At 51.6% G+C, this 25101-nt stretch carries 14 protein-coding genes and 1 CRISPR repeat array; of the genes, 9 read left to right on the top strand and 5 right to left on the bottom strand.

Annotated elements, in window-relative coordinates:
* Positions 1–105: 105 nt before the first annotated feature.
* From HY774_16035 to HY774_16025, 3 genes are all read right to left on the bottom strand, one after another.
* Positions 106–1236 (bottom strand): acyl-CoA/acyl-ACP dehydrogenase, encoded by a 1131-nt coding sequence (locus tag HY774_16035; protein MBI4749997.1) that lies wholly within the window; start codon positions 1234–1236, stop codon positions 106–108.
* Between the two features lie 140 nt (positions 1237–1376).
* Complete coding sequence (locus HY774_16030) at positions 1377–2552, bottom strand: acyl-CoA dehydrogenase (protein ID MBI4749996.1); 1176 nt, start codon at positions 2550–2552, stop codon at positions 1377–1379.
* A gap of 213 nt (positions 2553–2765) precedes the next feature.
* On the bottom strand, positions 2766–3992 hold the full coding sequence (locus HY774_16025; protein ID MBI4749995.1) for a hypothetical protein: 1227 nt from the start codon (positions 3990–3992) through the stop codon (positions 2766–2768).
* 119 nt (positions 3993–4111) lie between these two features.
* Between HY774_16025 and HY774_16020 the strand changes: the two genes are divergently transcribed.
* On the top strand, positions 4112–5818 hold the full coding sequence (locus tag HY774_16020; protein MBI4749994.1) for a hypothetical protein: 1707 nt from the start codon (positions 4112–4114) through the stop codon (positions 5816–5818).
* 110 nt (positions 5819–5928) lie between these two features.
* A complete protein-coding gene (locus tag HY774_16015) occupies positions 5929–6411 on the top strand; it encodes an NUDIX domain-containing protein (protein ID MBI4749993.1) in 483 nt (160 codons plus the stop codon).
* A gap of 250 nt (positions 6412–6661) precedes the next feature.
* On the opposite strand, the gene HY774_16010 is transcribed toward HY774_16015, so the two are convergent.
* A complete protein-coding gene (locus HY774_16010; protein ID MBI4749992.1) occupies positions 6662–7444 on the bottom strand; it encodes a crotonase/enoyl-CoA hydratase family protein in 783 nt (260 codons plus the stop codon).
* Between the two features lie 189 nt (positions 7445–7633).
* Between HY774_16010 and HY774_16005 the strand changes: the two genes are divergently transcribed.
* The 5 genes from HY774_16005 (at position 7634) to HY774_15985 (ending at position 21674) form a co-directional block, all read left to right on the top strand.
* Complete coding sequence (locus HY774_16005; protein ID MBI4749991.1) at positions 7634–7975, top strand: heavy-metal-associated domain-containing protein; 342 nt, start codon at positions 7634–7636, stop codon at positions 7973–7975.
* A gap of 155 nt (positions 7976–8130) precedes the next feature.
* Positions 8131–11736, top strand: coding sequence for a CHAT domain-containing protein (locus tag HY774_16000; protein MBI4749990.1), 3606 nt, complete (start codon positions 8131–8133; stop codon positions 11734–11736).
* A 260-nt stretch (positions 11737–11996) separates the two neighbouring features.
* Positions 11997–15161: a CHAT domain-containing protein gene (locus tag HY774_15995; protein MBI4749989.1), complete on the top strand. Its 3165-nt coding sequence runs from the start codon at positions 11997–11999 to the stop codon at positions 15159–15161.
* 293 nt (positions 15162–15454) lie between these two features.
* Positions 15455–16453: a CRISPR direct-repeat array (repeat unit 37 nt; unit sequence GTCGGAATTGACCTTTGACCTGCGCGGGGATTGAAAC).
* 383 nt (positions 16454–16836) lie between these two features.
* Positions 16837–18102 (top strand): efflux RND transporter periplasmic adaptor subunit, encoded by a 1266-nt coding sequence (locus HY774_15990; GenBank protein MBI4749988.1) that lies wholly within the window; start codon positions 16837–16839, stop codon positions 18100–18102.
* A 455-nt stretch (positions 18103–18557) separates the two neighbouring features.
* On the top strand, positions 18558–21674 hold the full coding sequence (locus tag HY774_15985; protein MBI4749987.1) for an efflux RND transporter permease subunit: 3117 nt from the start codon (positions 18558–18560) through the stop codon (positions 21672–21674).
* A 56-nt stretch (positions 21675–21730) separates the two neighbouring features.
* Here HY774_15985 and HY774_15980 read toward each other — a convergent pair whose 3' ends face one another.
* The gene (locus tag HY774_15980; protein MBI4749986.1) at positions 21731–22780 is read right to left on the bottom strand and encodes a Fic family protein; all 1050 of its coding nucleotides are present in this window, start codon (positions 22778–22780) and stop codon (positions 21731–21733) included.
* Positions 22781–22926: 146 nt separating this feature from the next.
* On the opposite strand from HY774_15980, the gene HY774_15975 reads away from it, so the two are divergent.
* Positions 22927–23364 (top strand): hypothetical protein, encoded by a 438-nt coding sequence (locus HY774_15975; GenBank protein ID MBI4749985.1) that lies wholly within the window; start codon positions 22927–22929, stop codon positions 23362–23364.
* A 274-nt stretch (positions 23365–23638) separates the two neighbouring features.
* Positions 23639–25039, top strand: coding sequence for a hypothetical protein (locus HY774_15970; protein ID MBI4749984.1), 1401 nt, complete (start codon positions 23639–23641; stop codon positions 25037–25039).
* Positions 25040–25101: the final 62 nt, after the last annotated feature.

Genomic DNA, 25101 nt, shown 5'->3' with positions numbered 1-25101 from the left:
ACCGAATGAAGAGTGAAGAATGAAGAATGAAGAAAAGAAATCTGAATTCCTCTGTGGATTCCTCTGTGTTCCTGCGGCGTCCTCTGTGGTTCAAAAATTGAGGAATTATTTGGAGACCTGGTCAATGATCAGTTGGGCAAGGCGTTCGCGGTGGTAAATCGCATCTCCAAAGAACGCTTCGGATGACTTGCTGCGTTTGACGTAGAGTTGCAGGTCATATTCCCAGGTAAAGCCAATGCCTCCATGGACTTGAACGCCACGGTGGCAAACTTCGCGGTAGGCATCCGAGCAATAGGCTTTGGCAATGGAAACGGCTTCTGTCGCCCGTGGATCGTTGACACTCAACGCCCACGCCGCAAACAGCGTTGCCGACCGGGCACTTTCGGTCATCAACAACATATCAGCGCACTGGTGTTGAACTGCCTGAAACGACCCAATCGGTTTTCCAAATTGATGCCGGACTTTGGCGTATTCGACCGCCGTTTCAAGCACCCACTGCATTCCACCGACCATTTCGGCACAGAGGGCGACGGTGGCAATTTCGATGGCGTGTTCCAGAGCCGCTTGTGAATTGCCGTCAGCACCGAGCACCGCTGTTTCAGGGACCGACACGCCTTCAAAATTGACCTGATACCATTTGCGGGTGCTGTCCATGGCCGGCATGGGTTTGATTTGAACACCATTTGAAGTCTTTTCAACCGGAATCAGCACCAACTGATTATTTGACCGCGCTACACAGACGATGACATCCGCCGTTTCAGCATCGGGCACAAACAGTTTTTGCCCATTCAGCAGAAAATGATCGTCCTGATGTACCGCCGGGAATGAAATGGTGGTTGGGTTCCACTGCGCCCCCGCTTCAAGGAACGCAACGGTGGCTTTGAGTTCGCCGCTGGCAATACCGGCCAGGTACTGGCTTTTTTGGCTGGCATTTCCGGCTTCGGCAATCAACGCACTCGCAAACACATTGGCCAGAAAGGCGCCCGGCAGACACGCCCGGCCCATTTCCTCGGCAATCACGGCGAGTTCGACATACCCAAGACCCAGTCCGCCACAATCTTCAGGCAGCGTGAGGCCCAGCCATCCCTGTTCGGCCATGGTTTTCCAGAGCGTTTCATCGTGCGCGGTATCAGTGGCCATCAATTTCCGAACGCGTTCCGGTGTGCATTCGCGTTTGAGCAGCTTGCGGGTTTGTTCTTTAAAATCCTGTTGCAGTTCGTTGAGGACAAATTCCATAAGTCAGTAGTCAGTAGTCAGTAGCTCGTTAAGTCAATTTGATTGAGGTACCTGAATGTTTCCCAACACAAGTGATGTGTTTGAGAAGATAACAAGCATTTATCACAATCCACTATTTCGCAACTTCGCTTTTGCTCAGCCTAGTAGCTCTTCGGCAGGCCAAGCACGCGCTCGGCAATGATGTTGCGCTGGATTTCGCTCGTTCCGGCTTCGATGGTGTTGCCTCGTGCACGGAGGTAGCCGTAGGACCAGATGCCGTCGTCAAAATCGCTCAGTTGGGCATAGGGGCCAAGGATTTCCTGGGCGTATTGCTGCAGTTTCTGGTTCATTTCACTCCAGTAGAGCTTGGAAATCGAACCTTCCGCACCTGGAATGCCAGTTTTCTTCAGCGATGTCAGCGCCCGCATGGTGTTTAAGCCCAGAATCTCAAGTTCGATATGGATTTGGGCAATTTTTTGACGAGCCAGCGGATCCTGACTGGCCGGAGCCCCGTTTCGCAACAGCGTTTTCGAGCAGGCAATCAGGGCTTCGAGGTTGCGTTTAAAAATGACCTGCAATCCAGAGCCAAGGTTGGCGCGTTCGTTCATCAGTGCCGCAATCGCCGTGGTCCATCCGTGGTTGATTTTGCCTAGAACCTGCGAAACCGGTACGCGGACATCGGTGAAAAACACTTCGTTGAAAGCCGAATCTCCAGACATCATCCGCAACGGACGAACCGAAATCCCTTCGGTGTGCATATCGGTCAGCAGACAGGTGATGCCTTTGTGTTTGGCAGCATCCTGGTCGGTTCGCACCAGCAGCAAACACCAGTCGGCAAAATGAGCAAAACTGGTCCAGATTTTCTGCCCGTTGATCACAAAGTGGTCGCCATCGAGCACGGCTTTGGTTGAAAGGGAAGCCAGATCACTGCCGGCATTGGGTTCGGAAAATCCCTGACACCAGATTTCTTCGCCAGAGAGGATTTTGGGCAGATGGTATTTTTTCTGTTCATCCGTTCCCATCGCGATAATGGTTGGGCCAACCAGCGCCAGTCCAATCGTCCCAATCAATTCGGGAGCATTGGCGTGGGCGAGTTCTTCCTGAAAAATGGCCTGCTCCATCAGCGTGGCACCGCGCCCTCCGTACTCTTTCGGCCAGGAAATGCCGGCCCACCCGCCTTCAAACAGAGTTTTCTGCCACTCGCGAAGGAAATCGAGATATGCCGAATCACTTTCAGAGGCCCCAGGTTTGGGTTGATTTTTGGGAAGGTTGGCGGCCAGCCAGGTGCGAAGTTCATCACGAAACTGCAATTCAGACGGAGTCAGGTTCAAATCCATAAACGGTGAGTCCTTTTACCGGGCAAAATGTGAGGGATAATTCAGATTTGGTGAAGAAGTGCAATCAAACCAAAATTTATCCTGAAATAAAAGCACTCTTTGCATTTTGGAGTGCGGCAACTTGTTGCCGCTTTGGTATGCAGCGACTTGTCGCTGGCTGAAAAAGTGGTGACAGGTCCCCATGCTTCAAAAAATGATATCTTTGACCAGGTATTATTTGAGTTCCGGCAGGCATTTTGAATGAAGTAATAAATTCCGATACATTGCCCACACACAGTTGCACCGCTTCAGCGCCTCTGGATTTGTCGTCATCTTGATCGACTGGCTCATTCGATCAATTTGGGGTTGTGTTACCGGTGAAAAGATGAGCCGATACCAGGTTCTATCAATTCCCGGTTGATTCACATTTTGTTCAATAAACCAGAGATACTGATCAATTGCCTCTCTTTCGGATAAACTCTTTCTCTCTACTTCCCGATGGATGGCAAAGTGGAATAATTCCTGACGGTCGTTAAATGGAAGACTGGTGTTTTGGGCAGTCCGGTTCATAAATCCACAAAAATAATTTGAATTCAATGATTTAGTGTAAATTGCATCCCAACAGGAAGATTTGAAAAATTGGGCCTCTCTTGGGTCAAAGCGATGCTGTGACAATTGGAAAAGCCAGGCCATTCGTTCAGCCTGATTTCGCCATTGTTCGGCAGCGGAAGGTTGTTTTGAATAGACATTTCCCATTTGGCGATCAAAATACAGTTGGCTTAAAACCGGGAGGTTCCCTTCAAAAAACATCTGCTTCAAATACTCCACGTTTTCAGGACATTCGGAATGCAACAGCCACCAGACAGCAAAGAACGAAACTTCGCGGTTTAAACTGACGGCATACTGTCTGACCAGTTGGGTCTGCAGTTCTGGTGCCGTTTGATGAACTTCTGAAACAATCTGAGCAAATTCGAGAATCTGTTCAAATTCAGGGTGCACATTTTTTCGGCAAGGAAATAGATGTGAAAAGTTTCCATTAAGGATTGCGATTGGTCTTCGACCACTGAGAGGAGATAACACCAGCCAGATTCCAATTTCATCAGGTTGGAGTGGTGGGTAAATGCCCTGGAAATCGGATTCAAAGTTCCCGTCATAACTTTTGACGGAGAATTTTTGGTCAAGTAAATCAGGTTTTCCTTTAAGTACATTTGTTACAACTACTTCACTCTGATAATGAGTTGTCGTGTCATACTTTTTGCTGACTACTGTTTGAATCACTTTGCCAACCACCAGATTGGGATAAGCCTTACGAACCCATTGACCTGGTAAGCAGGCGGTATCATCCGATGGATTTATCTGACTGGTGCCGGGTTGATGAGGAATTTGGATTGCCAGATAAGGCTGGCTAAAGAAGGCAAGCCACAAAAATATCAACCCAACTCGAAAAAAAGTAAACCACATAAACTTCTCCTTTTCTTCTCAAAAAACTCCAACTAAGATAGCACATACTTTTCCAACAACCCCTGTCAGTTTTCTAACTTTGCAATTCCCTTCAGCCTGACCACAAAGGATGCTGCCTTATGAACACCATCAAGCGACGGAGCGGCCTGTCAATTGTGCTTCCAGATGCCTTTAAGCTCCTTGAAGCCGAGCTACAACACGATGAATCACTGATAAGCGATATCCTTCCTGAGTTACCCGAACTTCCTGAAACGCCTGAACTTCCTGACCTGCCAGAGCTTCCCGAAGGTCCGAAGTTGCTTCTTGATACACTCGAAGAGTTTAAAGGCCGGGATAAACTGATTCAATCCATGCTGAAAAAAGGATTTCAACAGATGGATCAGCTTGAATTAGAGCCGGTTTCCCTGTTGCCGCCCGAAGGACTGAAACTGATTGGAAGGCTAGCCAAACGTCAGACGTTCAAAATGAGCCTTCCGGTGTTGCCTTCTGAGCATGCGGTTGTGTTGCTGGAACAGGATGGGATGTATACCTGGAGCTTTCCACAACCAAAGCTCCCGGAGGTTCCCAAAGTTGAAGCCTCAGACGATGGCACATTGTTGAAACAAGTTGAAACTGCCGGAGAAAAACTACTCGACTTTGAGTTTAGTGTGGAATCCGATGCCGGAGAAGACCAGCCAAAGGAGCGGGGACTTCTGGGAAATTTTCTCGCCGATAAAATCAAAGCCTATGTTCTGAAGTTTGCTGGTGACTGGGTGGTTGGCCAGACGGCTGAATTTTTGGAACGCGATATCCAGCAGGGACTGATTTCGATGCCTTCGAGCACTTTGGAAGATTGGAAACCTGGGGTTGATTTGTCTTCGGTGGCCAGTCGGTCTGATCGTCCAGCCAGAATTCTGCTCTTTATCCACGGCACGTTTAGCAGTACCAAAGGTGCCTTTGGGGCACTCACGGCCAGCGAGTATGGTAAGAAGTTTCTGGAAACGGCCCTGGCGAACTATGATGCCGTGATTGGGTTTGACCACAAAACCCTGAGCGTAGACCCGAAAGTGAACGCCACTGATTTGCTCACCACGCTGAGCCAGTACCAGTGGAATCAGCCTCCGCATTTTGATGTGGTCACGCATAGCCGAGGCGGGCTGGTTTTTCGGAGCTTCGCCGAACTGGTTTTGCCGGGTGCCACCTGGAAAGCCGGTTTCGACCACATCGTCTTTGTGGCCGCCGCCAATGGTGGAACGCTGATGGCCGAACCGGAGAACTGGCAATATTTAATTGACCTGTATACCAATCTGGCGGTTGCGGCTGAAAAAGTGATCGGAGTGATTTCAGGAAATCCGGCAACCGGCGACCTGCTGGGCGAAATGCTGTCCGGGATTGGAAATTTCATTCAATGGTTTTCCACGGCGGCAATCACGGATAAAGCCGTGCCAGGATTGGCCGCGATGGAGCCAGACGGTGATTTTATTCGGACCATCAACCAGACGCAGCCTGGGCAGCCAACGGCTGAAACCAGCAATTATTTTGCCGTGGTGGCCGATTTCGAACCCAAACTCCTTGGGAGGCACGAACCCAAGGAACTCTCCAAACGGCTGTTGCAGTGGGTCGCGGATGGCGTGGTGGATGAATTGATGCGTGGAACGGCCAATGATCTGGTGGTGGACACGCCGTCCATGACCCGGATTGATCCGCAGGCTGGAAACTTCATTAAAGACAAACTGGACTTTGGCAAAACGCCGGAGGTCTATCACACGGTGTATTTCACCCGGCAGGAAGTCACCGACGCCTTTATGCTGGATTCTTATTCAGTCACAGTGGTATCAATTTGTTAGTCTTTTGTCCACGGGCAACACATACAAAAACTCGTCACGAATGATTGAAGAACTCAAGTCAATTCAGAGAGTTAAGTGGTTTGTCCACGCGTGGACAAAAAGGAGGTTCAATGGTAAAACAACCGACCCCAACCTGGTTTTTTGTGTTGGTAGTGGTTCGACTCGGCCACCGGTTTTTACTGGTTCACGAACGCAAGCACGGCCAGTTATGGTACCTTCCGGCAGGACGGGTTGAGCCGGGTGAGTCCCTGGTGAAAGCCGCCCAACGCGAAACGCTTGAAGAAGCTGGAATTCCAATCGAAGTTGATGGTGTGCTGCGATTTGAGCACTCACCCTCGCTGGAAGGCAGCACCCGCTTCAGAGTGATTTTTACGGCGCATCCAGTTGATGACACTCCGCCGAAGAGCACTCCTGATGGAGACTCCCTCGAAGCTGCCTGGTTAACCCTGGAGGAAATTGATCAGCTTCCGTTGCGCGGCGAGGAAGTCGTAAACATTCTCCGACAGGTGGCTTACGGGACGGCGATTTATCCACTGACGATTCTTACTGCCGAAGGTCAGCCTTTTCTGAATCAAACCAGGAAGATCAATTAAGGGAAACAAAATCTCACCACAGAGGACACAGAGGAACACAGAGGAAAACCGAAGAGGAATGAAGAATGAAGATAAAAGACCTGGGGTTCTTGCTGGATTCTTATTCAGTCACAGTGGTATCAATTTGTTAGTCTTTTGTCCACGGGCAACACATACAAAAACTCGTCACGAATGATTGAAGAACTCAAGTCAATTCAGAGAGTTAAGTGGTTTGTCCACGCGTGGACAAAATAGGTTTGCAAGGCTCTTTTCAAGACTTTGTTGGTGCTTTGGAATCAAATGCGCCGTGACGTCCGGCGCCTTCGGCAAAGCGTTGGGCTCCGGCCTGGGTTTCAGCCTGTAACACAGGTTTGGCATTCTCAAATTCAAAGGCCATGGCGGCTTCGAGTGGTCGGTCAAAACTTTCATAAGCGGAAATGCGATCTGCCCGCAGGCAGGTTTGTGGAAAGGCGGCGAGTTGCCAGGCAAGTTCCTCGGCGGCTTCGCGAGCTTTCCCTGTCGGAACGACCCGATTGACCAGTCCCAGGCTCAATGCTTCTTCTGCCAGAACTGGCCGTCCGGTCAGGATCAAATCCAGGGCACGACTCAGCCCAATCAATCGGGGAAGTCGAACCGTACCTCCGTCAATGAGAGGAACTCCCCACCGACGGCAAAACACACCTGCCACGGCATCGGCTTCCATCACGCGAAGGTCGCACCACAAGGCCAGTTCGAGTCCGCCAGCCACGGCATACCCCGAAATGGCAGCAATCACAGGTTTGGAAAGCACGATTCGCGAGGGCCCCATTGGTCCATCCCCGGTCGGTTCCAACCGGTTTCCGGTTCCGGTGGCAATCGCTTTTAAATCAGCTCCGGCGCAAAACGTTCCGTGGTCGCCGCACAACACCCCAACCAGGGCATTTGAATCAGCTTCAAATTCACGGAACGCATCAGCCAGGGCTTGAGCCGTCGGGCGGTCAACCGCATTGCGGACTTCGCGACGATCTAAAATCACAGTCGTCAACGGTCCATTTTTTTCAATTCGAAGAGACATAGGTTTCTCCTTGTAGTTCCCAGGAGGGAATCTTCTTCTGAAAAAGGCTATTTCGCTATTTCACTATTTCGCCATTTTGCTATTTCACTTAACCTGACTACTCGCTACTCGCTACTCACTACTCGCTTTAAATGTGGTAAAGTCCGGTTTCCTCCAATCCCAAATCATTTTTCAATTGAAAAGGTTTTTATGAAAATAGACTCAGTCTTGTTTTTATTGACGATTTTCTGGCTGGTTGTAACCAACCTGGATGTGACGGCGGCGGTGATTCCTCAAACACCTTCGCTGAGACCACTCCTGAGCAAAGCGGTGAAGGCCAACAAAACGGTTCGGTTTGCAATTGAAGGAATGCATTGTAACGGATGTGTTCGGGCAATTGAAACCGATGTGGCTTCAATCGCTGGCGTGAAAAGTTGCAAAGTCAACCTGGACAAGAAACGCGCCGAAATCACCTTTGACCCGATTGCCGTTTCAGAGCAAATCATCATTGAGCGAATCAAGAAATTGGGTTACACAGCGAAAGTGGCTTGAAAACAGGGTTTCGGGTTTTCGGAAAGGATGAGGGATGAGGGATGAGGAATGAAAGAAATCACCTTGTCACCTTGTCAGTTGGTCATCTTGTCAGGATTTAGGGTTCCGGGTTTTCGAATTTTCCTTCATCAAAAAGCTATGGAGATGTGGTGGCTATGCTGATCAAGGTCAAATCAATCGCTGTTGTCAGTCTGACCTGTCTCACTTTGATGCAAGGCGGTTTCCTGTGTGCGTTGCCTACCGCAATCTTTGAACCATCGCTCACACCCCATGTTTATGCCCGGAACCCGGAACCCGGAACCCGGAATCCGGTTTTGCAAGCCCTGGCCCCTAACCCCCGACCCCTGACCCCTGGTCTCTCGCTCGACCGGGAGATCAAAGGCGGTGACCGGCACACGTACCAGGCATCGCTCAAAACCGGCGAGTACCTGAGTGTTTTGGTTAAGCAAACGGACCTTCCGCTGGTATATCGGCTGTTTGGTCCCGATGGCAAACAAATCCTTGAACAAGATGGTTCGGAGGGCGATCAAAGCCGGGACCCGATTTCGCTGCTGGTTGAAACTGCGGGTGACTACCGGTTTGAAGTCTCGCCCCTGGTTTCAACCGCCTCCCCTGGAAAATATGGATTAACCGTTGAAGCACTGCGCCCTGCAACTCCCCAGGATCTGGCCGAACAGGAAGTCAGAAAACTGCTTGAACAAGCTCAAAAACTTCGGAGTTCCCGCAAGTATGACGAAGCCGTGACCACGGCGACCCAGGCGCTTGAAAAATGCACTGCTGTATTTGGACCGGAAACGGCGCTGGCTTCAGATTGTCTGCTGAATATTTCCATCACCTACGGCACCAAACCTGATCGGGCCAAAGCTGAAGAGTATTACCTGAAGACGATTGCACTCCGCGAAAAGGTGTTTGGGCCAGAGCATCACAAAGTAGCCGGTGCCGTGTATCGTTATGCCGTGATGCTCAAACTGGGAGGTGATTTTAAGCGGGCGGAGCCATTCTATAAGCAAGCCCTTGCCATTCGGGAAAAAGCGCTGGGACCAGACCATCTGGAAGTCGCCGTCAGTCTCAACGGGCTGGCCTTATTATATAAGGATAGCGGCAATTATGCCCCGGCGGAGCCTTATTATTTACGTGCCTGCGCCATTGCCGAAAAAATCCATGGACCCGTCCACGAACGAGTCGGAAATTTCATTTATCAACTTGGGTTGTTCTATCAACTTCGAGGCGACTTTGACCGGGCTGAAGAACTCTATCAACGCACCCACGCCATTTGGGAAACAACCGTCGGGCCCGATCACTGGAAGATTACCCAGAGCCTGTGCATTTTGGCTTCGATCTACCTTGATACCGGCGACTATGCCAAAGCCGAACCGCTCTTGAACCGTTCGCTGGTATTGGCGGAAAAGATTGCTCCGGAAAGTAATTATGTCGCCCAGACGCTCGACTACCTGGCTTCGATGTACCGGGCCAAGGGTGATTATGAAAAAGCCGAACCTTATTATCAGCGCGCGCTGGTGCTGTGGGAAAAAGCCAGAGGCGCTGACAATCCGAGTGTCGCCGTTCATCTGGTGAACCTGGGTGATTTGTATCGCGCGATGGGTGAGTTTGGCAAAGCCGAACCCGTTTATCAGCGCGCATTGGTGTTGCGGGAAAAAGGCTTTGGAAAAGAGCATCGGCTCGTGGCGGATTGCCTTTTTGGACAGGCTGAGTTGATGAAGGAAAAAGGTGATCTGGCCCAGGCCGAAGCGCTCCACCTCAAGGTTTTGGCCATGCGCGAGAAACTCTTGGGTCCCGAACACATTGAAGTGGCCCTGAGCCTTCAACTTCTGGCGGCAATCTATCGCCAGCAGGGAAAATTTGCCGCCGCCGAACCCTTGCTCACTCGGGCGCTCACAGTTCGGGAAAAGGCGCTTGGTTTGGAAAATCCAGACGTGGCCGCCAGCCTGACTGATCTGGCGTTGCTCAATCTGGCTGAAGGCAACGTTGACCAGACGGTTGCATTGCTGTCCAGGGGCAATGAGGTGACCGAGCGTGATTTATGCCGCAATCTGGTGACCGGCTCCGAACGCCAGAAATTGCTCTATTTGTTGACGACCAACCCCAAAACCGATGTCACGATTTCGCTTCACGCCCAGACGGCACCAAAAAACCGTGCTGCGTTGCGTGCCGGGTTAACCGTTGTTCTCCGGCGTAAAGGACGCGGGCTGGATGCAATGGCTGAAAGCATCGAAGAATTGCAACGCCGGGCCTCGCCCGAAGATCGAGGACTTTTGAGTGAACTGGCGCAGGCCAAAACCCGGCTCTCCAGTTTGATCTTGCGCGGTCCTGATACTCAAACGAGTGACGCGTATCAGGCGCAAATCAAAGAACTGACCGATCAGGTTGACCAGGTTGAAGCCAAAGTGAGTGTTCGTAGCGCCGAATATCGCGCCCAAACCCAGCCGATTTCGCTTGAATCAATCCAAAAAGCCGTCCCCGATGATGCCGCGCTGGTCGAGTTTGTTTCCTATCGGCCCTATGACGCCAAAACCGATACGTTTGCGAAGCGCCGGTATCTGGCGTATGTGCTGACCCAAACCGGTGACCCCAAATGGGCGGACCTGGGCGATGCCGAACTGATTGAAACAGCGGTTGGGGCCTTACGACAGACGTTGAGCAGTGCCAAAAAAGATCTGGCTCAAGAGGTGAAGCCGGCAGCCCAGAGGCTTGAAAAACTGGTTATGAAGCCCGTGCGTTCGTTCCTGGGCTCGCGCAAACACCTGCTCATTTCGCCGGATGGCGCGCTCAACCTGATTCCTTTTGCGGCGCTGATGGATGAAAAAGGGAAATTTCTGGTCGAAAAGTATTCCTTGACCTACCTGACGAGCGGGCGCGATTTGCTCCGGTTGCAAGTCAAAATCGAAAGCCAGTCCCCAGCTCTGGTGATGGCCGATCCAGACTATGACACAGGCTCTGGCCCAAAACTCTTTGGCCAATCATTTTCACCACTGGCTCGGCTTGGCGGAACCCATCAGGAAGGCTCGCAACTCAAAGCCTTGTTTGCGGAAGCCACCCTCAAAATGGAATCCGAGGCCACCAAACAGGCGCTGAAATCAGCCGTCAAACCAGCGCTGGTCCACATTGCCACGCACGGCTTTTTCTTAAAAGGAACCTCCCAGGCTGATTCCGTGACTGAGGGCGGCACCCGGAATTTAACCAAACTCCACTCGCTTGATCTCAACCCGGAAACGGTTCATCAAACCAATCCCCTCTTGCGCTCCGGGCTCTTTTTTGCCGGCGCCAATCGCAGTGACAGTCAGACCGAAAACGACAGCACCTTGACCGCGCTTGAAGCCGCCAGCCTGAATTTATGGGGCACCAAACTGGTTACCCTTTCCGCCTGTGACACCGGTTTGGGAGATGTCAAAGTTGGCGATGGCGTGTATGGACTGCGTCGGGCACTGGTCCTGGCCGGGAGCGAATCACAAATGATGAGCCTGTGGCCGGTTTCAGATACCGCCACCCGTGATTTGATGGTTGATTACTATCAGCGCTTAAAAGCTGGGGAAGGCCGTAGCGAAGCGCTCCGCCAGGTACAACTCAAAATGCTCAAAAGCCCGGTTCGCCGCCATCCCTATTACTGGGCATCCTTTATCCAATCCGGCGAATGGGCCAATCTGGACGGCAAGCGAGAAAACAAGTTCAGAGTAACGCCTTCAGGCGTGAGAAATACCGAGTCGGACGGAAGAAAAATCTCTCGTCTGAAGACGATACTCTGAACCTTTTTCTGGAAAGCCATAAATTTCCAGGAGTATTTAGTTACAACGAGGTTTCGGTTTTAACCTGCGAAGCGGGTGATGGCTCGTAGCCCAGGGTGGAGTCTTCGAAACCCTGGGTTGACGGTGGGGCGGGAGGGAGGTCGGGCCGTTGGTCCCAGGGTTGCACCCTGGGCTAGCGTGCCTACGCGGGAGTTCCTGGGCTCAAAACTCGGTTTTTTATTAAAACCTCGTTGTAGTATTAGTCTGATGGAGTCCAGAAAATGAAGAACTCTGGTTTTCTGAGAAGTATCCTGACCGTTGTGACCTGCCTGCTGGTTTCAACACTGGTGTTCCCACCGGTTATGCTGGCTCAAGATCAGGCCGCGACCTCTTCAAAATCGGCTGAAACCGAGATCACAACCCTGTACACTCAGGCAAAAAAGCTGGAAGAAGCGGGCAAATACGACGAGGCTCTGGCCACTGTACAGAAAGCCCTGGCTCAAAGCGAGAAAACCTTTGGTGACGAACATCCGCTGACCGCCAGATGTTTAACCCTGCTCGCGACAATCCTTTATGACAAAGCGGATTACGCGCGGGCCGAACAGTGTGCCCGGCGAGCGATTTCCATTCGAGAAAAACAACTCGGTTCTGAACATCACGACCTGGCTGAAAGCTTGAATATTCTCGCCCTGGTCTGTAAATCAAAAGGGGATTACCCGACGGCGGAACCGCTGTATCTCCGGGCAATTGCCATTATGGAAAAGACGGTTGGCCCAAACCATCCGGATGTGGCGGAAAGTGTCTACAATCTTGCTGAACTGTACCGGGCCAAGGGCGACTATCAGCGGGCTCGACCGCTGGTTCAACGGGCATTGACCATTTTTGAAAAGGAATTAGGCCCTGAACATCCCAACGTTGCCTTTTGCGTCAACAGTCTGGGACGGTTGTTCTGGTTGGAAGGCAAATTTGACGAAGCTGAACCATTGTTTTTACGGGCGCTTGAACTCCGGAAAAAAGTCCTGGGGCCAGACCATCCAGGTGTGGCGCTCAGTCTCAATAACCTGGGATTGCTCTATCAGGACAAGGGCGAGTATCTCCGGGCCGAGCCTTATTTTCGGCAATCACTGGCCATCCATGAGAAAGTTTTTGGTCCTTCTCACCCAAGCGTGGCCGCCAGTTATATCAACCTTGGTATGCTCTATTCTGAAAAGGGAGACCTGCAAGGGGCTGAATCATATTTTGAAAAAGCCCTGCCAGTTCAGGAAAAAGTGTATGGCGCTGATCATCCGACCCTTGCCAACACGCTCAACATCCTGGCCGGGTTGATTCTCAAACAGGGTGACCGCGCCCGAGCGGAACAAATATTTCAGCGAGCACTGACGATTCAGGAACAAAAACTTGGGCCGGAGCACCCCTTAACCATCACGACTCTGAGCAATCTGGCCTTTTTATATCAGGACCGGGGAGATTTAGAGCGGGCGGAACCGATTTTGCAAAAGGTAGTCGCTCGAAATCTAAAGGTTCTTGGGCCAAACCATCCAGATCTGGCCACTGACTATAACAATCTGGCGGGTCTGTATCAGAAAAAAGGTGATCTGGCCAATGCGGAAGTGAATTACCGGAAAGCCTTGATCATTCGAGAGCAAATTTTAGGCCCTGAAAATCGGCAGGTGGCCACAACCTTGAGCAATTTGTCGGTGCTCTATCAGTGCAAAGGTGATTTGGAGCAAGCGATTGCCGTGCGAGTGCGCAGTAACGAAGCCTCGGAGCACGATTTGAGACGAAATCTGGGTTGGGGTTCAGAACGCCAGAAGTTGCTCTATTTAAATACCACAAGCAACCGAACCGAGCGGACTATTGCTTTACACATTCAGTCAGCGCCGCAAAACCGGGAGGCGCTCCGGGCAGCAGTGACAATAGTTTTGCAGCGCAAAGGGCGGATTCTTGACGCGATGGCCGAAGGAATCGAGACTTTGCGCAAACAGGCAGCTCCGGAAGATAAGGTCCTGCTGGATAAGCTGGCAGCGGCCAAAACCCGGCTTTCAAACCTGATGCTCAAAGGACCTGGACCGCGCGATCCTGAAAAGTACCGTGCTGACCTCAAACAACTGGAAGCAACCGTTGATCAGCTTGAAGGCAACGTCAGTGCCCGGAGTGCTGAGTTTCGCGCTCAGACACAGGAAATTTCACTTGAAGCTGTCCAAAAAGCGATTCCACCCGGTGCGGCGTTGGTCGAATATGCCACCTATCAGGAAACTGACCTGAAAACGGGTGGACTTGGTCCGCGGCGCTATGCGGTGTATGTGCTGACCAGTCAGGGCGATCCGAAATGGGCCGATCTGGGAGATACCACTGCAATTGATCAGGCCGTTGCCAGTTTCCGAAAGTCAATTTATCTGACCCAGGGGACGCGGATCCTGCAAGTTGTTGGAAAACCAGACCATTCACAACAAAACCTGATTTCCCCTGCCCAAAAACTTGATCAACTGGTGATGAAACCGGTGCGAGCATTGATTGGTACCAGTACTCACCTGCTCATTTCACCAGACAGAGCACTCAATCTGGTTCCATTTGCGGCATTCATTGATGAAAAAGGACATTTCCTGGTTGAGAAATATTTGATTACCTACCTGACGAGCGGGCGCGACCTGGTTCGATTACAGGTCAAGCTTGAAAGCCAGTCACCGCCGCTGGTGGTGGCTGACCCGGATTATGCTGACGGAAATGGGCCGCAGCTCTTCGGTCAATCATTTTCCCCGCTTTCACGACTGGAAGGAACCCACCAGGAAGGCACCCGGCTCAAGGCGCTCCTCCCTGGGGCAAGTTTGAAAATGGAGCGCGAGGCAACCGAAACAACTCTCAAATCAATTTCCAAGCCTTCGATTCTTCATATTGCAACGCACGGCTATTTTTTAGATGACCTTTCAGACGCGAATACACTCACCGACGGCACACCGCGCCAGATTGGGCTGAAAAGTGAACCGGCTCCACAACCTGGAACTATCCAGAGCATCAACCCGCTGTTGCGGTCCTGGCTTTTTTTTGCGGGAGCAAATCGAGGCGGAAGCCAGGAAAACGATGGTATTCTGACCGCTTTGGAAGCCTCGCAACTGAATTTGTGGGGTACCCGGCTGGTGGTCCTTTCCGCCTGTGACAGCGGGCTCGGAGAGGTGAAAAATAATCAGGAAGGCATTTATGGCCTGCGCCGGGCCCTGGTGTTGGCGGGGAGCGAAACCCAGATGATGAGTTTGTGGGCGGTTTCAGACAAAGCCACGACTGAACTCATGGTTGAGTATTACCAGCGACTCAAAGCCGGAGCTGGCCGGAGTGCTGCCCTGCGAACCGTCCAGCTCAAAATGCTCAAGAACCCAAAACGGCGGCATCCTTACTTTTGGGCATCCTTTATCCAATCCGGCGAATGGGCCAATCTGGACGGCAAGCGGTAAATGAAGAATTGAGAATAAAGAAAAAAACTCCCAATCAAACAAATCAAGTTTTGACCCTGGCAGCGAACGAGAGTAAGATGTTTCCACACTTCACATCACATTCCGGCTAACCCCAACCTACCCTCAAAACCGGGGAGGTTAGCCGAAAACCATAAACCCTTTTCCATCAACCAGTTCGTTGATAATTTAGACAAATTCCGAAAAAATCATGCTTCACCTTTCCCCACAATCCGATTGGGTTAGCCATTTTGGCTCTGTAACCTATTGTAGCGAAACAAGTTAAGTATGCCGCTGTCGGAATTGACCTTTGACCTGCGCGGGGATTGAAACTCATAACAGACGCCCAAAATGTCCGGTGAACGAAGTCGGAATTGACCTTTGACCTGCGCGGGGATTGAAACAATTGGGTGGGGATGCCTGACAACGTATACTCGACGGTGTCGGAATTGACCTTTGACCTGCGCGGGGATTGAAACTAGCCGACTAAGCCACCGATCGGAACTTTCATTTCGTCGTCGGAATTGACCTTTGACCTGCGCGGGGATTGAAACAACATTGAGAGACACCGCTATTGGTGTTACCTCGTTCCGTCGGAATTGACCTTTGACCTGCGCGGGGATTGAAACCCAAGCAATGCCAAAATTTTCCATAATCGCCTTCTCGTCGGAATTGACCTTTGACCTGCGCGGGGATTGAAACATCAGGAGTATAGACAAATACGTGTTGGACTGATTTCCCGTCGGAATTGACCTTTGACCTGCGCGGGGATTGAAACTTGCACGTCAGGGTAATTTGCGTCGAAACGTTTTTCTTTGTCGGAATTGACCTTTGACCTGCGCGGGGATTGAAACCCGACAATTCATGGGCCATTCACCCAAAGCTTTATCACGTCGGAATTGACCTTTGACCTGCGCGGGGATTGAAACCTTGATCCCAGACTTGATCCCAGACTTGATCCGAGTCGGAATTGACCTTTGACCTGCGCGGGGATTGAAACTCGGCGGTACGGTAGTTTTCATACATGACTCCTTGTGTCGGAATTGACCTTTGACCTGCGCGGGGATTGAAACAAGCGGTATTCCAGTTTTCCAGAGATTTTCTAACCCGTCGGAATTGACCTTTGACCTGCGCGGGGATTGAAACCTTTCGAACATAGGCGTCACTGTTCGCACCTCGATCCTTGGTCGGAATTGACCTTTGACCTGCGTGGGGATTGAAACGTGGTGATGGGTAGACGACCGATATCTCAATCTGGCGTCGGAATTGACCTTTGACCTGCGCGGGATTGAAAACAATCAGGCGGACACGCAGGGGCGGACACGTAGGTCCGCCCCTACGTGTCCGCCTTTTGTATTTTCCAACATTGGAATTGACCTGAGACCTGTGCGGCAATTGGTTCTAACCAGCAGATACCTTGGGGCGGACACGGTGGTCCGCCCCTCCGTTTTCCAGGAACAGGTTAATCCGTCTTGACAGGAATCCAATTGAAAGGTATTTCCCCTGTTAGGGGCGAACACACAGTGGCGGACACGCAGGTCCGCTACAGGACCGTCCTCACACCGTCTTCTTGTCCGATGCCGACCTCAACCGGTCACTTGCCCGCCCGGCACACAGCTTCCCTGAGCAACTTTTCCAACGCTCACATTCATATCTCACCTTGTCGGAGACAAAACCAATGTCACATGAGGCACTTGAAACACCCGCTGCACCGCAGCCTGAACCCAAACCCGCGCCTCCCAAAAAACGCGGTCGTGGTTGGATGGTTGCCGTTGCGCTGGTGGTCGTGACCATTGTCGGAGCAACCGTCGCTTCAAAATTCCCAGGTCGTGGTGCCAAACGACCAGCACCGACACCCGATCCGGTGCCGGTTTCAGCCCAGCCGGTTGAAAAGAAAAACATCCCGATTCAGATTCGGGCGATTGGCAACGTCGAAGCGTCGTCAACGGTGCAGATTCGGTCGCTGGTGTCAGGCGAGTTGCTCAAAGTCCATTTTGCCGAAGGCCAGACGGTGAAAAAGGGAGAGTTGCTCTTTACGCTCGATCAACGGCCCTTTGAATCAGCCCTTGACCAGGCCCAGGCCAACCTCGCCAAAGATCAGGCCCAGGAAGCCGTGGCCAAAGCTGTCCTCGAACGCGATCTGGCCCAGCTCAACAATGCCAAAAAGCAGGCCGAACGCTATCAGGAATTGCTCAAACAAGGCGTAGTTTCCCAGGAATTGAGCGACCAGTACCGGCTCAACGTCGAAACCGCCGCTGCCGTCGTGGAAGCTGACAAAGCATCGCTTAACAATGCACAATCCATTCTCAAGGCCGATCAGGCCGCAATTGAAAACACCAAAATTCAATTGAGTTACACCAAAATTCAATCTCCGATGGATGGTCGAACCGGCAATTTGATGGTTTATGCGGGGAACCTGGTCCGGGCCAACGACACCACGCCGTTGGTGACGATCAATCAGCTTGACCCGGTGTTTGTCTCATTTTCAGTGCCGGAAAAAGATCTGAATCAAATCAAAACCTATCGGACGTCGAGCAGCTTCGGCATTGCGGCGAATCCTCCTGACAATGACAGGCTCAAAGTGAATGGACAATTGACCTTCATTGACAACACGGTTGATCTGACGACCGGAACCATCCGGCTCAAAGGTTCATTTCAAAACCCGGAAGGTGTGTTGTGGCCAGGTCAGTTTGTGAATGTAACGCTGACGCTCACGACCCAGCCAGATGCGCTGGTGGTGCCTTCGCGGGCAGTTCAAACCGGTCAGGAAGGCCCAATCGTGTACGTGGTCGAAGCCGATCAAACCGTCAAAATTCGAAAAGTGACCATCGGACCAACGGTTGAGAATCTCACGGTGATCACCAGCGGTGTACAGGCAGGTGAACAGGTCGTTACCGATGGGCATTTGCGGTTGATTCCAGGCGCCAAGGTGAGTGTCAAATAATGCCAGTCAGTGGTTAGTGATTAGTGGTTAGTGATTAGTAGTCAGTAGATAAAATCCGGATAGTACTACTGCGAGGCTTTAATAAAAAAATCGGGGTTTGAGCCCAGGAACTGGGCGGCAGGCATGTAGCCCAGGGTGCAACCCTGGGACCAACGGCCCGCTCTCCCTCCCGCCCCACCGGCAACCGCCGTAGGCGGTTGCCGGTGGGGCGGGAGAAATTGGGGGTGACCGTAAACCCAGGGTTTCGAAGACTCCACCCTGGGCTACGAGCCATCACCCGCTTCGCAGGTTAAAACCGAACCCTCGCTGTAGTAATAGTTAAGTTTGTAGAAAGAATTATTCGTAAATTACTTAAAGAGAACAAAATCCACTTGACACAAATTCTCAATTCCCACCACTAACCACTAACCACTAACCACTAACCACTAACCACTGACAAAAAACTGGGACCTGCCATGAATTTTGCTGAATTGTTTATTCGCCGTCCGATTATGACCACGCTGGTCACGGCGGGGATTTTGTTGTTTGGCTTTATCGGCTATCGGGCGCTGGCGGTGAGCGATCTTCCGAACGTTGATTTCCCAACCATCCAGGTCACGGCCAGCCTTCCCGGTGCCAGCCCCGAAACAATGGCGTCTTCGGTGGCGACGCCGCTGGAGCGCCAGTTTTCGACCATTGCCGGGCTTTCGGCGATGAACTCGACGAGCACTCAGGGCAACACCCAGGTGACACTCCAGTTTGATTTAAGCCGTGATATTGACGCGGCGGCCCAGGATGTTCAGACCTCAATTTCAGCCGCGACGCGACAACTTCCACCTGGAATGCCCAGCCCGCCATCACTCAAGAAGGTCAACCCGGCGGACCAGCCGATTTTGTACCTGGCGCTGACTTCGCAAACCCTTCCGCTTTCAAAGGTTGACGAATTTGCCCAAACCACCATTGCCCAGCGGATTTCAACCATCAGCGGCGTGGCGCAGGTGGCGGTGACTGGTTCGCAAAAATATGCCGTCCGGGTTCAGCTTGATCCGACAGCGCTGGCGACGCGAGGCATCGGCATTGACGAAGTCGCGCAATCGGTTCAACAGGGAAATGTCAACCTGCCCGTCGGGACGCTGTACGGAGATTACAAATCACTGACGATTCAGGCCAACGGTCAACTGGTGGATGCCAATGCCTACCGCCGACTGATTGTGGCCTATCGAAATGGCTCGCCGGTTGAACTCCGGGATCTGGGCGTTGTCCTTGACAGCATCGAAAACAACCGGGTCGGCAACTGGCTCAACGATCAGCAGGTGGTCACGCTGGCCATTCAGCGCCAGCCGGGTTCAAACACCATTCAGGTGGTTGATGCGATTCGGGCGCTGTTACCCGTCTTTCAGCAACAACTTCCAGCCGCGCTGAAAATGGAAGTTCTCTATGATCGGTCAGAGGCCATCCGCGAATCATTCCACGATGTGCAATTCACGCTGGTGCTGACCGTGGCGCTGGTGATCATGGTGATTTTCATTTTCCTGCGAAATGTGCGGGCGACGATTATTCCCAGTCTGGCGGTGCCGACCTCGATTGTGGCGACTTATGCGGCGATGTATTTGCTCGACTACAGTTTGAACAACCTTTCGCTGATGGCCTTGACGCTTTCAGTCGGGTTTGTGGTTGATGATGCCATTGTCATGCTTGAAAACATCGTGCGCCGGATGGAACTGGGTGAAGGTGTTCTGGAAGCAGCCTTTAACGGCTCAAAGGAAATCTCGTTCACGATTCTGTCCATGACCATTTCGCTGGTCGCGGTGTTTATTCCAGTCCTGTTTATGGGCGGCATTTTGGGACGGCTGTTCAAGGAATTTGCCGTCACCATCAGTCTGGCAATTCTGGTTTCCGGGTTTGTTTCGCTCAGTTTGACACCGATGTTGTGCAGCCGGTTTTTGAAAAGCGGACATGCGGAATCACACAACTGGTTCTTGAAATTGACCGAACGCGGATTTGAATTGTTTTTGAAGAGTTATGAAGTGAGCCTCCGATATGTCATGCGACACGGAGTCGTGACGCTCTTGATTGCCGTAGCCCTGACGGTCTGGACCGCGCATTTATTTATTGTGATTCCAAAAGGGTTTTTGATCAGCGATGACGTCGGCCAGATTATTGGCTACACCGAAGCTGCCGAAGGCATTTCCTACGAGCGAATGTCTGAAAACCACCGGCAACTGGTGGATATCATCCGCAAAAATCCGAATGTGAGGGCGGTTTCCTCAACGGTTGGCACCAGCGACGCGAGTGCTTCGTCAAACTCGGGGAAGTTGTTGATTTTGCTCAAGTCTCTGCACGAACGCACCGCCAAAGCCGATGACATCATCATCCAGCTTCGACCACAACTGGCGCAAGTTGCCGGCATCGAAGTCTTTTTGCAAAACCCGCCCACGGTTTCAATTGGCGGTCAGGTGTCAAAAAGCCTGTACCAGTTCACGTTGCAAGGGTCGAACCCCGACACATTATTTGCCTCAGCCGCGGCACTGGAGCAGAAACTCCACACGATTCCGCTGATTCAGGACATCGCAAGTGATTTGCAGGTCAACAATCCCCAACTAACGGTAAAGATTGATCGGGACAAAGCGTCGGCGCTTGGCCTGACCGCCCAGCAAATCGAAGACGCGCTGAATAATTCCTACGGCACACGGCAGGTTTCGACAATTTTCACGGCGACGAATGAATATCAGGTGATTTTGGAACTCAAGCCGGAATACCAGCGCGACCCATCATCGCTCTCCTTATTATATGTGCGTTCCAACAATGGAAAATTGGTGCCGCTCAGCACGGTGGCTTCATTTGAACGGGATGTTGGCCCGCTGGTCATCAGCCACTTAGGCCAGCTTCCATCTGTTACAATTTCATTTAATTTGGTACCCGGAGCAGCCCTCGGAGACGCCACCGAAGCGGTCAAAAAGCTAGCCCACGACACATTGCCCTCCGAAATCACGACCACATTTCAGGGCACGGCAGACGTGTTTCAATCGTCGCTGACTGGACTGGCCTTATTATTATTGATTGCGGTGCTGGTGATTTATCTGGTGCTGGGGATTTTGTACGAAAGCTTTATCCACCCGCTGACGATTTTGTCTGGGCTGCCTTCTGCCGGACTGGGGGCGCTGCTGACGCTGATGTTTTTCAAAATGGATTTAAGCGTGTATGCCTTCGTCGGGTTGATTATGTTGATCGGAATCGTGAAAAAGAACGCGATTATGATGATTGACTTTGCCCTCGAAGCCCAGCGCACCGAAAACCGTCCAGCCGAAGAAGCCATTTTTGAAGCCTGCATCATCCGGTTTCGTCCGATTATGATGACAACGATGGCGGCCTTGATGGGAACACTTCCGATTGCGATGGGCATCGGCGCGGGCGCGCAATCACGCCAGCCGCTTGGATTGGCCGTTGTCGGAGGTCTCGCCGTCTCGCAGGTGCTGACCTTATATTTGACACCCGTTGTGTATTTGCTGTTTGAAAAGCCGAAGCTGGTGCTCTTTGGCGTTGCCGGAGAAGAGCAGGGTTCAGGGTTCAGGGTTCAGGGTTCAGAATTATAGTCCGCACCTGTTTCGTCGTTAAAACCAAAATCTTGCCGCAGTATCACTCAGTCGGGTCAGGCCAGGGTGTACCAGGTGCCTTTGCCGGTGCCATGTTGGACCAGGTGCCGCTGCTCAACCAAACGACGGAAATGCTCCTTCAAGGTGTTGCGGCTGGCACTGGTGAGGCGGATCATGTCGCCAATCGTCACCCGGCCATGATCGCGGCTGAAGTCCAGAATTTGGACCGCCAGTTCTGGCAGGGCGGTAAGCACTAGCTTTTCGCGTTCCATCTTGGCGGCCAGCCGCTTCATTTGCTGGTGCAGGGTGCGAAGGAAGAATTTCAGCCAGGGCTGCCAGTTTGGTTCTTCAGTTCGGATCGTACCTTGAGTTTGGCGCAAGGCGAGATAATAGCCCTCTTTACTTTGTTCGATAACGCTCTCAAGTGAACTATAGGGAACATAGGCATAGCCGGCTTGCAACAAGAGCAAGGTGGTCAAAATCCGGCTCAAGCGGCCATTGCCGTCCTGGAAGGGGTGGATTTCCAGAAACACCACGACAAACACACCGATGACAAGCAAGGGATGGCTGTGACCAATCTCGCGGGCTTCGTTGAGCCAACCGACAAGTTCGGCCATGAAGCGCGGTGTGTCAAATGGGGTAGCAGTCTCAAACACAATGCCGATCTGCTGACCGGTTTCGTCAAAGGCCGCCACACTATTTGATGAAGTTTTGTAATTTCCCCGATGCCACTCGTCCTTGTCGCTGTAGCGCAGCAGGTCGCGGTGTAATTGCCGGATATGGTTCTCCGTAATTTTGATAGCATCCCAGGCATGGAAAATAGTCTCCATAACCTCGGCATAGCCAGCCACTTCCTGCTCGTCGCGGGTTGCAAAGGATTTGATTTCAAGGTTGGCAAGCAGGCGTTCAACTTCGCGATCTGATAACTTGCTTCCTTCGATACGGGTTGAAGAACCGATACTTTCGATGGTGGCCACCCGGCGCAAGGCGCTCAGCCGGTCCGGAGCCAGGCTGCCAAGAGCGCGCCAGGCGCCTTTGAATTCCTCAATCTCAGCAATCAGGGCCAGCAATTCGTGTGTGATTTGGATAGTATCTGTTTTGAACATAGAGGTCTCCCGTCAAACCTCCATATTTACACCCATAAACACCCATAAGTCTATCCTCCCTTGCACAACTGGGCGATTCTTGAACTGGTCAGGTCAGGGTTCAGAATTGTAGACCGTTCGAGCCTATTTGTAGAAAAAAACAGAATTTGTCTCGTTTTCTTGAATCTCCGTTGCGGAAAGGTCGGATTTCGCCCGGAGGGCGCCGGAAAGTAGCCGGTGTGGAAGCCGGCTTTGCGGCGCACCCACCGGAATACGGACCGCCAACGGTTCGCGCCCGGATAGGCGCTGGATCAAAATCCCAGGCACGATGGAACGGTTACCGAAACTTTGCCGATGAAAGCTTCCAGCGCCCATCCGGGCGCGAGGGAAATGGGTACGAATCCCGGTGGTATGCCCAAAGCGGCAAACCACCGGCTACTATCCAGCGCCCTCCGGGCGGTGATTGTCAAACTCAAGTGACCTTTCCGCAACGGAGTTTCTTGAATGTTTCCAGGTTGCATCCGCGATACGTCACAGGCATATTTCAATTTCACGACTGGATTCCAATTCGTTGCATCACTTCGAAGAGCACTCAGGCCCATTGAATAGGGAGGTTGTCGTTCACGGAATCTTGAACCTTTCACGTGTGTTTTTTGATTTCATCCCGAAGAGATGGCGCAAGTATAGCCCAATGTCGGGCTACTTCCCATTGCCCCTCGGGTGGGAACTGTCAGGCTTAGATGACTTCTCCGCGACAGAGAAACAAGAAAGGAATTAACTTGCTTCAAATGCGGAAACCGAGTACAAGATCATTCAACCCTGTAACAGTTTGATAGCCCTTCCCTTTGCTTGTTTAACCCAGGTGGATCTACGGAACTTATGAAAGCTTTATCCCAAAAAAGCAGTCACTCCGGTCAGGGAAACACCACTACCCGCCAGACTTTCCAATCGCCCACAATCCAGCGTGTTTCGGTTGATTCGGCGGAACCAAAATCCCTTGAACTGGAAGATGAATATTTTGAAGCAACTACGCAGCGGAAGTTACAAACGAAGGCCAATAAAAGCTCACAGGTGAATCAATTAAAAGCACTTACCGCCGTAGCAAACCATAGCCCGCGGGTTCAAAAAGTTGCTCAACTGCAGGCAATGGCAAATAAAAATGCAGTTTCAAGATTTGGCTCACCGGCTTCGACGATGGCGAAAGGCGTGATCCAGGGAAAATTTGTCGGCGACCCGATCAACCACGTGTACATAGATGAAGAAACCGGCGACTGGTACGACGTGCTTGGTTTGTGGGGCAATCGCTACCGGCTCAAAAGAAGAAAAGATGGGCACGAAGTCTGGATGGATCAAACCACCAGAGAACCAATGGAAGAGTCGGAACAAGACCGAATGAAACGATTGAATCTGACCACTTCTGTCTCAGGAATGCAGGAATTCGGCTCAAAGATGTTGAGTTCAGGGAAGAAAAGTGAAAAGGAGGCTTACGACACTTACTCTGAGTACACGCCTCCAAGCCAGTTACCCAAAAAGGATTATGATAAATACCTGGATACACTGGTGGATATTGATTTTGATAGCCGGGATATGGATGTGGAATCGCATCCTCAGCGGGAAGATTCTCATACCAACCGATATACCACCAACCGAACACTCACCAAAAATCCAGCACGAAGAAGTACCCGCGAATTAGATCAGGACTTTTATCGCGCTGAAAGCACCAAAAGTGTCAAGAATGATTCTACTTATTCCCGCTTGACACTACGGCTCAACCCTCTGACAGCAACTGAAGTCTGGAAATACATTTCCACCCAGTTGGTTGGAAATTACGGAATCAAGTCGGCCAAGATTGGGGGGCCAGGTTCCATTAACGAACGGACCGATAGCGTAATTATCTACCTCAATTCCAATCAACAAGAGCAGGCACAGTACATCGCTTCGCTGCTGGCTTCCAAATTTGACGCTTCATATTTTGTTTCAGGTGTGCCGTTTGGCATGCAGGAACTGGCAAAAGGGATTGGCTGGGCGGAACGTCATCCAGAACATTCCAGCCACGGTTCAGCCCGGGCGGCTGCGATGGAACTGGCACTCCAGATGTTGGAACGACATCGGCAACGGCTGGCGTTGGTAGGGTACAACCTGAATCCGCAAGAAGCTCAGGGGTTGTTGAATCATTCATTTCTGCCGGAAGCCATGCGCCAGTGGGGAATTGATCCGACGGCACCACATTCCAACCAGAGTTCCGATGATTATACCTTTGGCAAACATGAATTTGATTAAACACCTGTCGGAGGTATTGGTTACACCAGTTGTCTGATATCAGGTAATACCAGTTTGTAGTC

The sequence above is a fragment of the Acidobacteriota bacterium genome, from assembly GCA_016208495.1.
GTDB lineage: Bacteria > Acidobacteriota > Blastocatellia > Chloracidobacteriales > Chloracidobacteriaceae > JACQXX01.
Note: the sequence above shows the minus strand (reverse complement) of the source record. Positions and strands in the feature narration are given on the sequence as shown.

Bases quoted from the DNA above. Each gene is read 5' to 3' on its own strand.
- HY774_16020 (MBI4749994.1), top strand. From the start codon at position 4,112: ATGAACACCATCAAGCGACGGAGCGGCCTGTCAATTGTGCTTCCAGAT.
- HY774_16035 (MBI4749997.1), bottom strand. From the start codon at position 1,236: ATGGAATTTGTCCTCAACGAACTGCAACAGGATTTTAAAGAACAAACC.
- HY774_16030 (MBI4749996.1), bottom strand. From the start codon at position 2,552: ATGGATTTGAACCTGACTCCGTCTGAATTGCAGTTTCGTGATGAACTT.
- HY774_16005 (MBI4749991.1), top strand. From the start codon at position 7,634: ATGAAAATAGACTCAGTCTTGTTTTTATTGACGATTTTCTGGCTGGTT.
- HY774_15980 (MBI4749986.1), bottom strand. From the start codon at position 22,780: ATGTTCAAAACAGATACTATCCAAATCACACACGAATTGCTGGCCCTG.
- HY774_15990 (MBI4749988.1), top strand. From the start codon at position 16,837: ATGTCACATGAGGCACTTGAAACACCCGCTGCACCGCAGCCTGAACCC.
- HY774_16000 (MBI4749990.1), top strand. From the start codon at position 8,131: ATGCTGATCAAGGTCAAATCAATCGCTGTTGTCAGTCTGACCTGTCTC.
- HY774_16025 (MBI4749995.1), bottom strand. From the start codon at position 3,992: ATGTGGTTTACTTTTTTTCGAGTTGGGTTGATATTTTTGTGGCTTGCC.
- HY774_15970 (MBI4749984.1), top strand. From the start codon at position 23,639: ATGAAAGCTTTATCCCAAAAAAGCAGTCACTCCGGTCAGGGAAACACC.
- HY774_16015 (MBI4749993.1), top strand. From the start codon at position 5,929: ATGGTAAAACAACCGACCCCAACCTGGTTTTTTGTGTTGGTAGTGGTT.
- HY774_15995 (MBI4749989.1), top strand. From the start codon at position 11,997: ATGAAGAACTCTGGTTTTCTGAGAAGTATCCTGACCGTTGTGACCTGC.
- HY774_15985 (MBI4749987.1), top strand. From the start codon at position 18,558: ATGAATTTTGCTGAATTGTTTATTCGCCGTCCGATTATGACCACGCTG.
- HY774_16010 (MBI4749992.1), bottom strand. From the start codon at position 7,444: ATGTCTCTTCGAATTGAAAAAAATGGACCGTTGACGACTGTGATTTTA.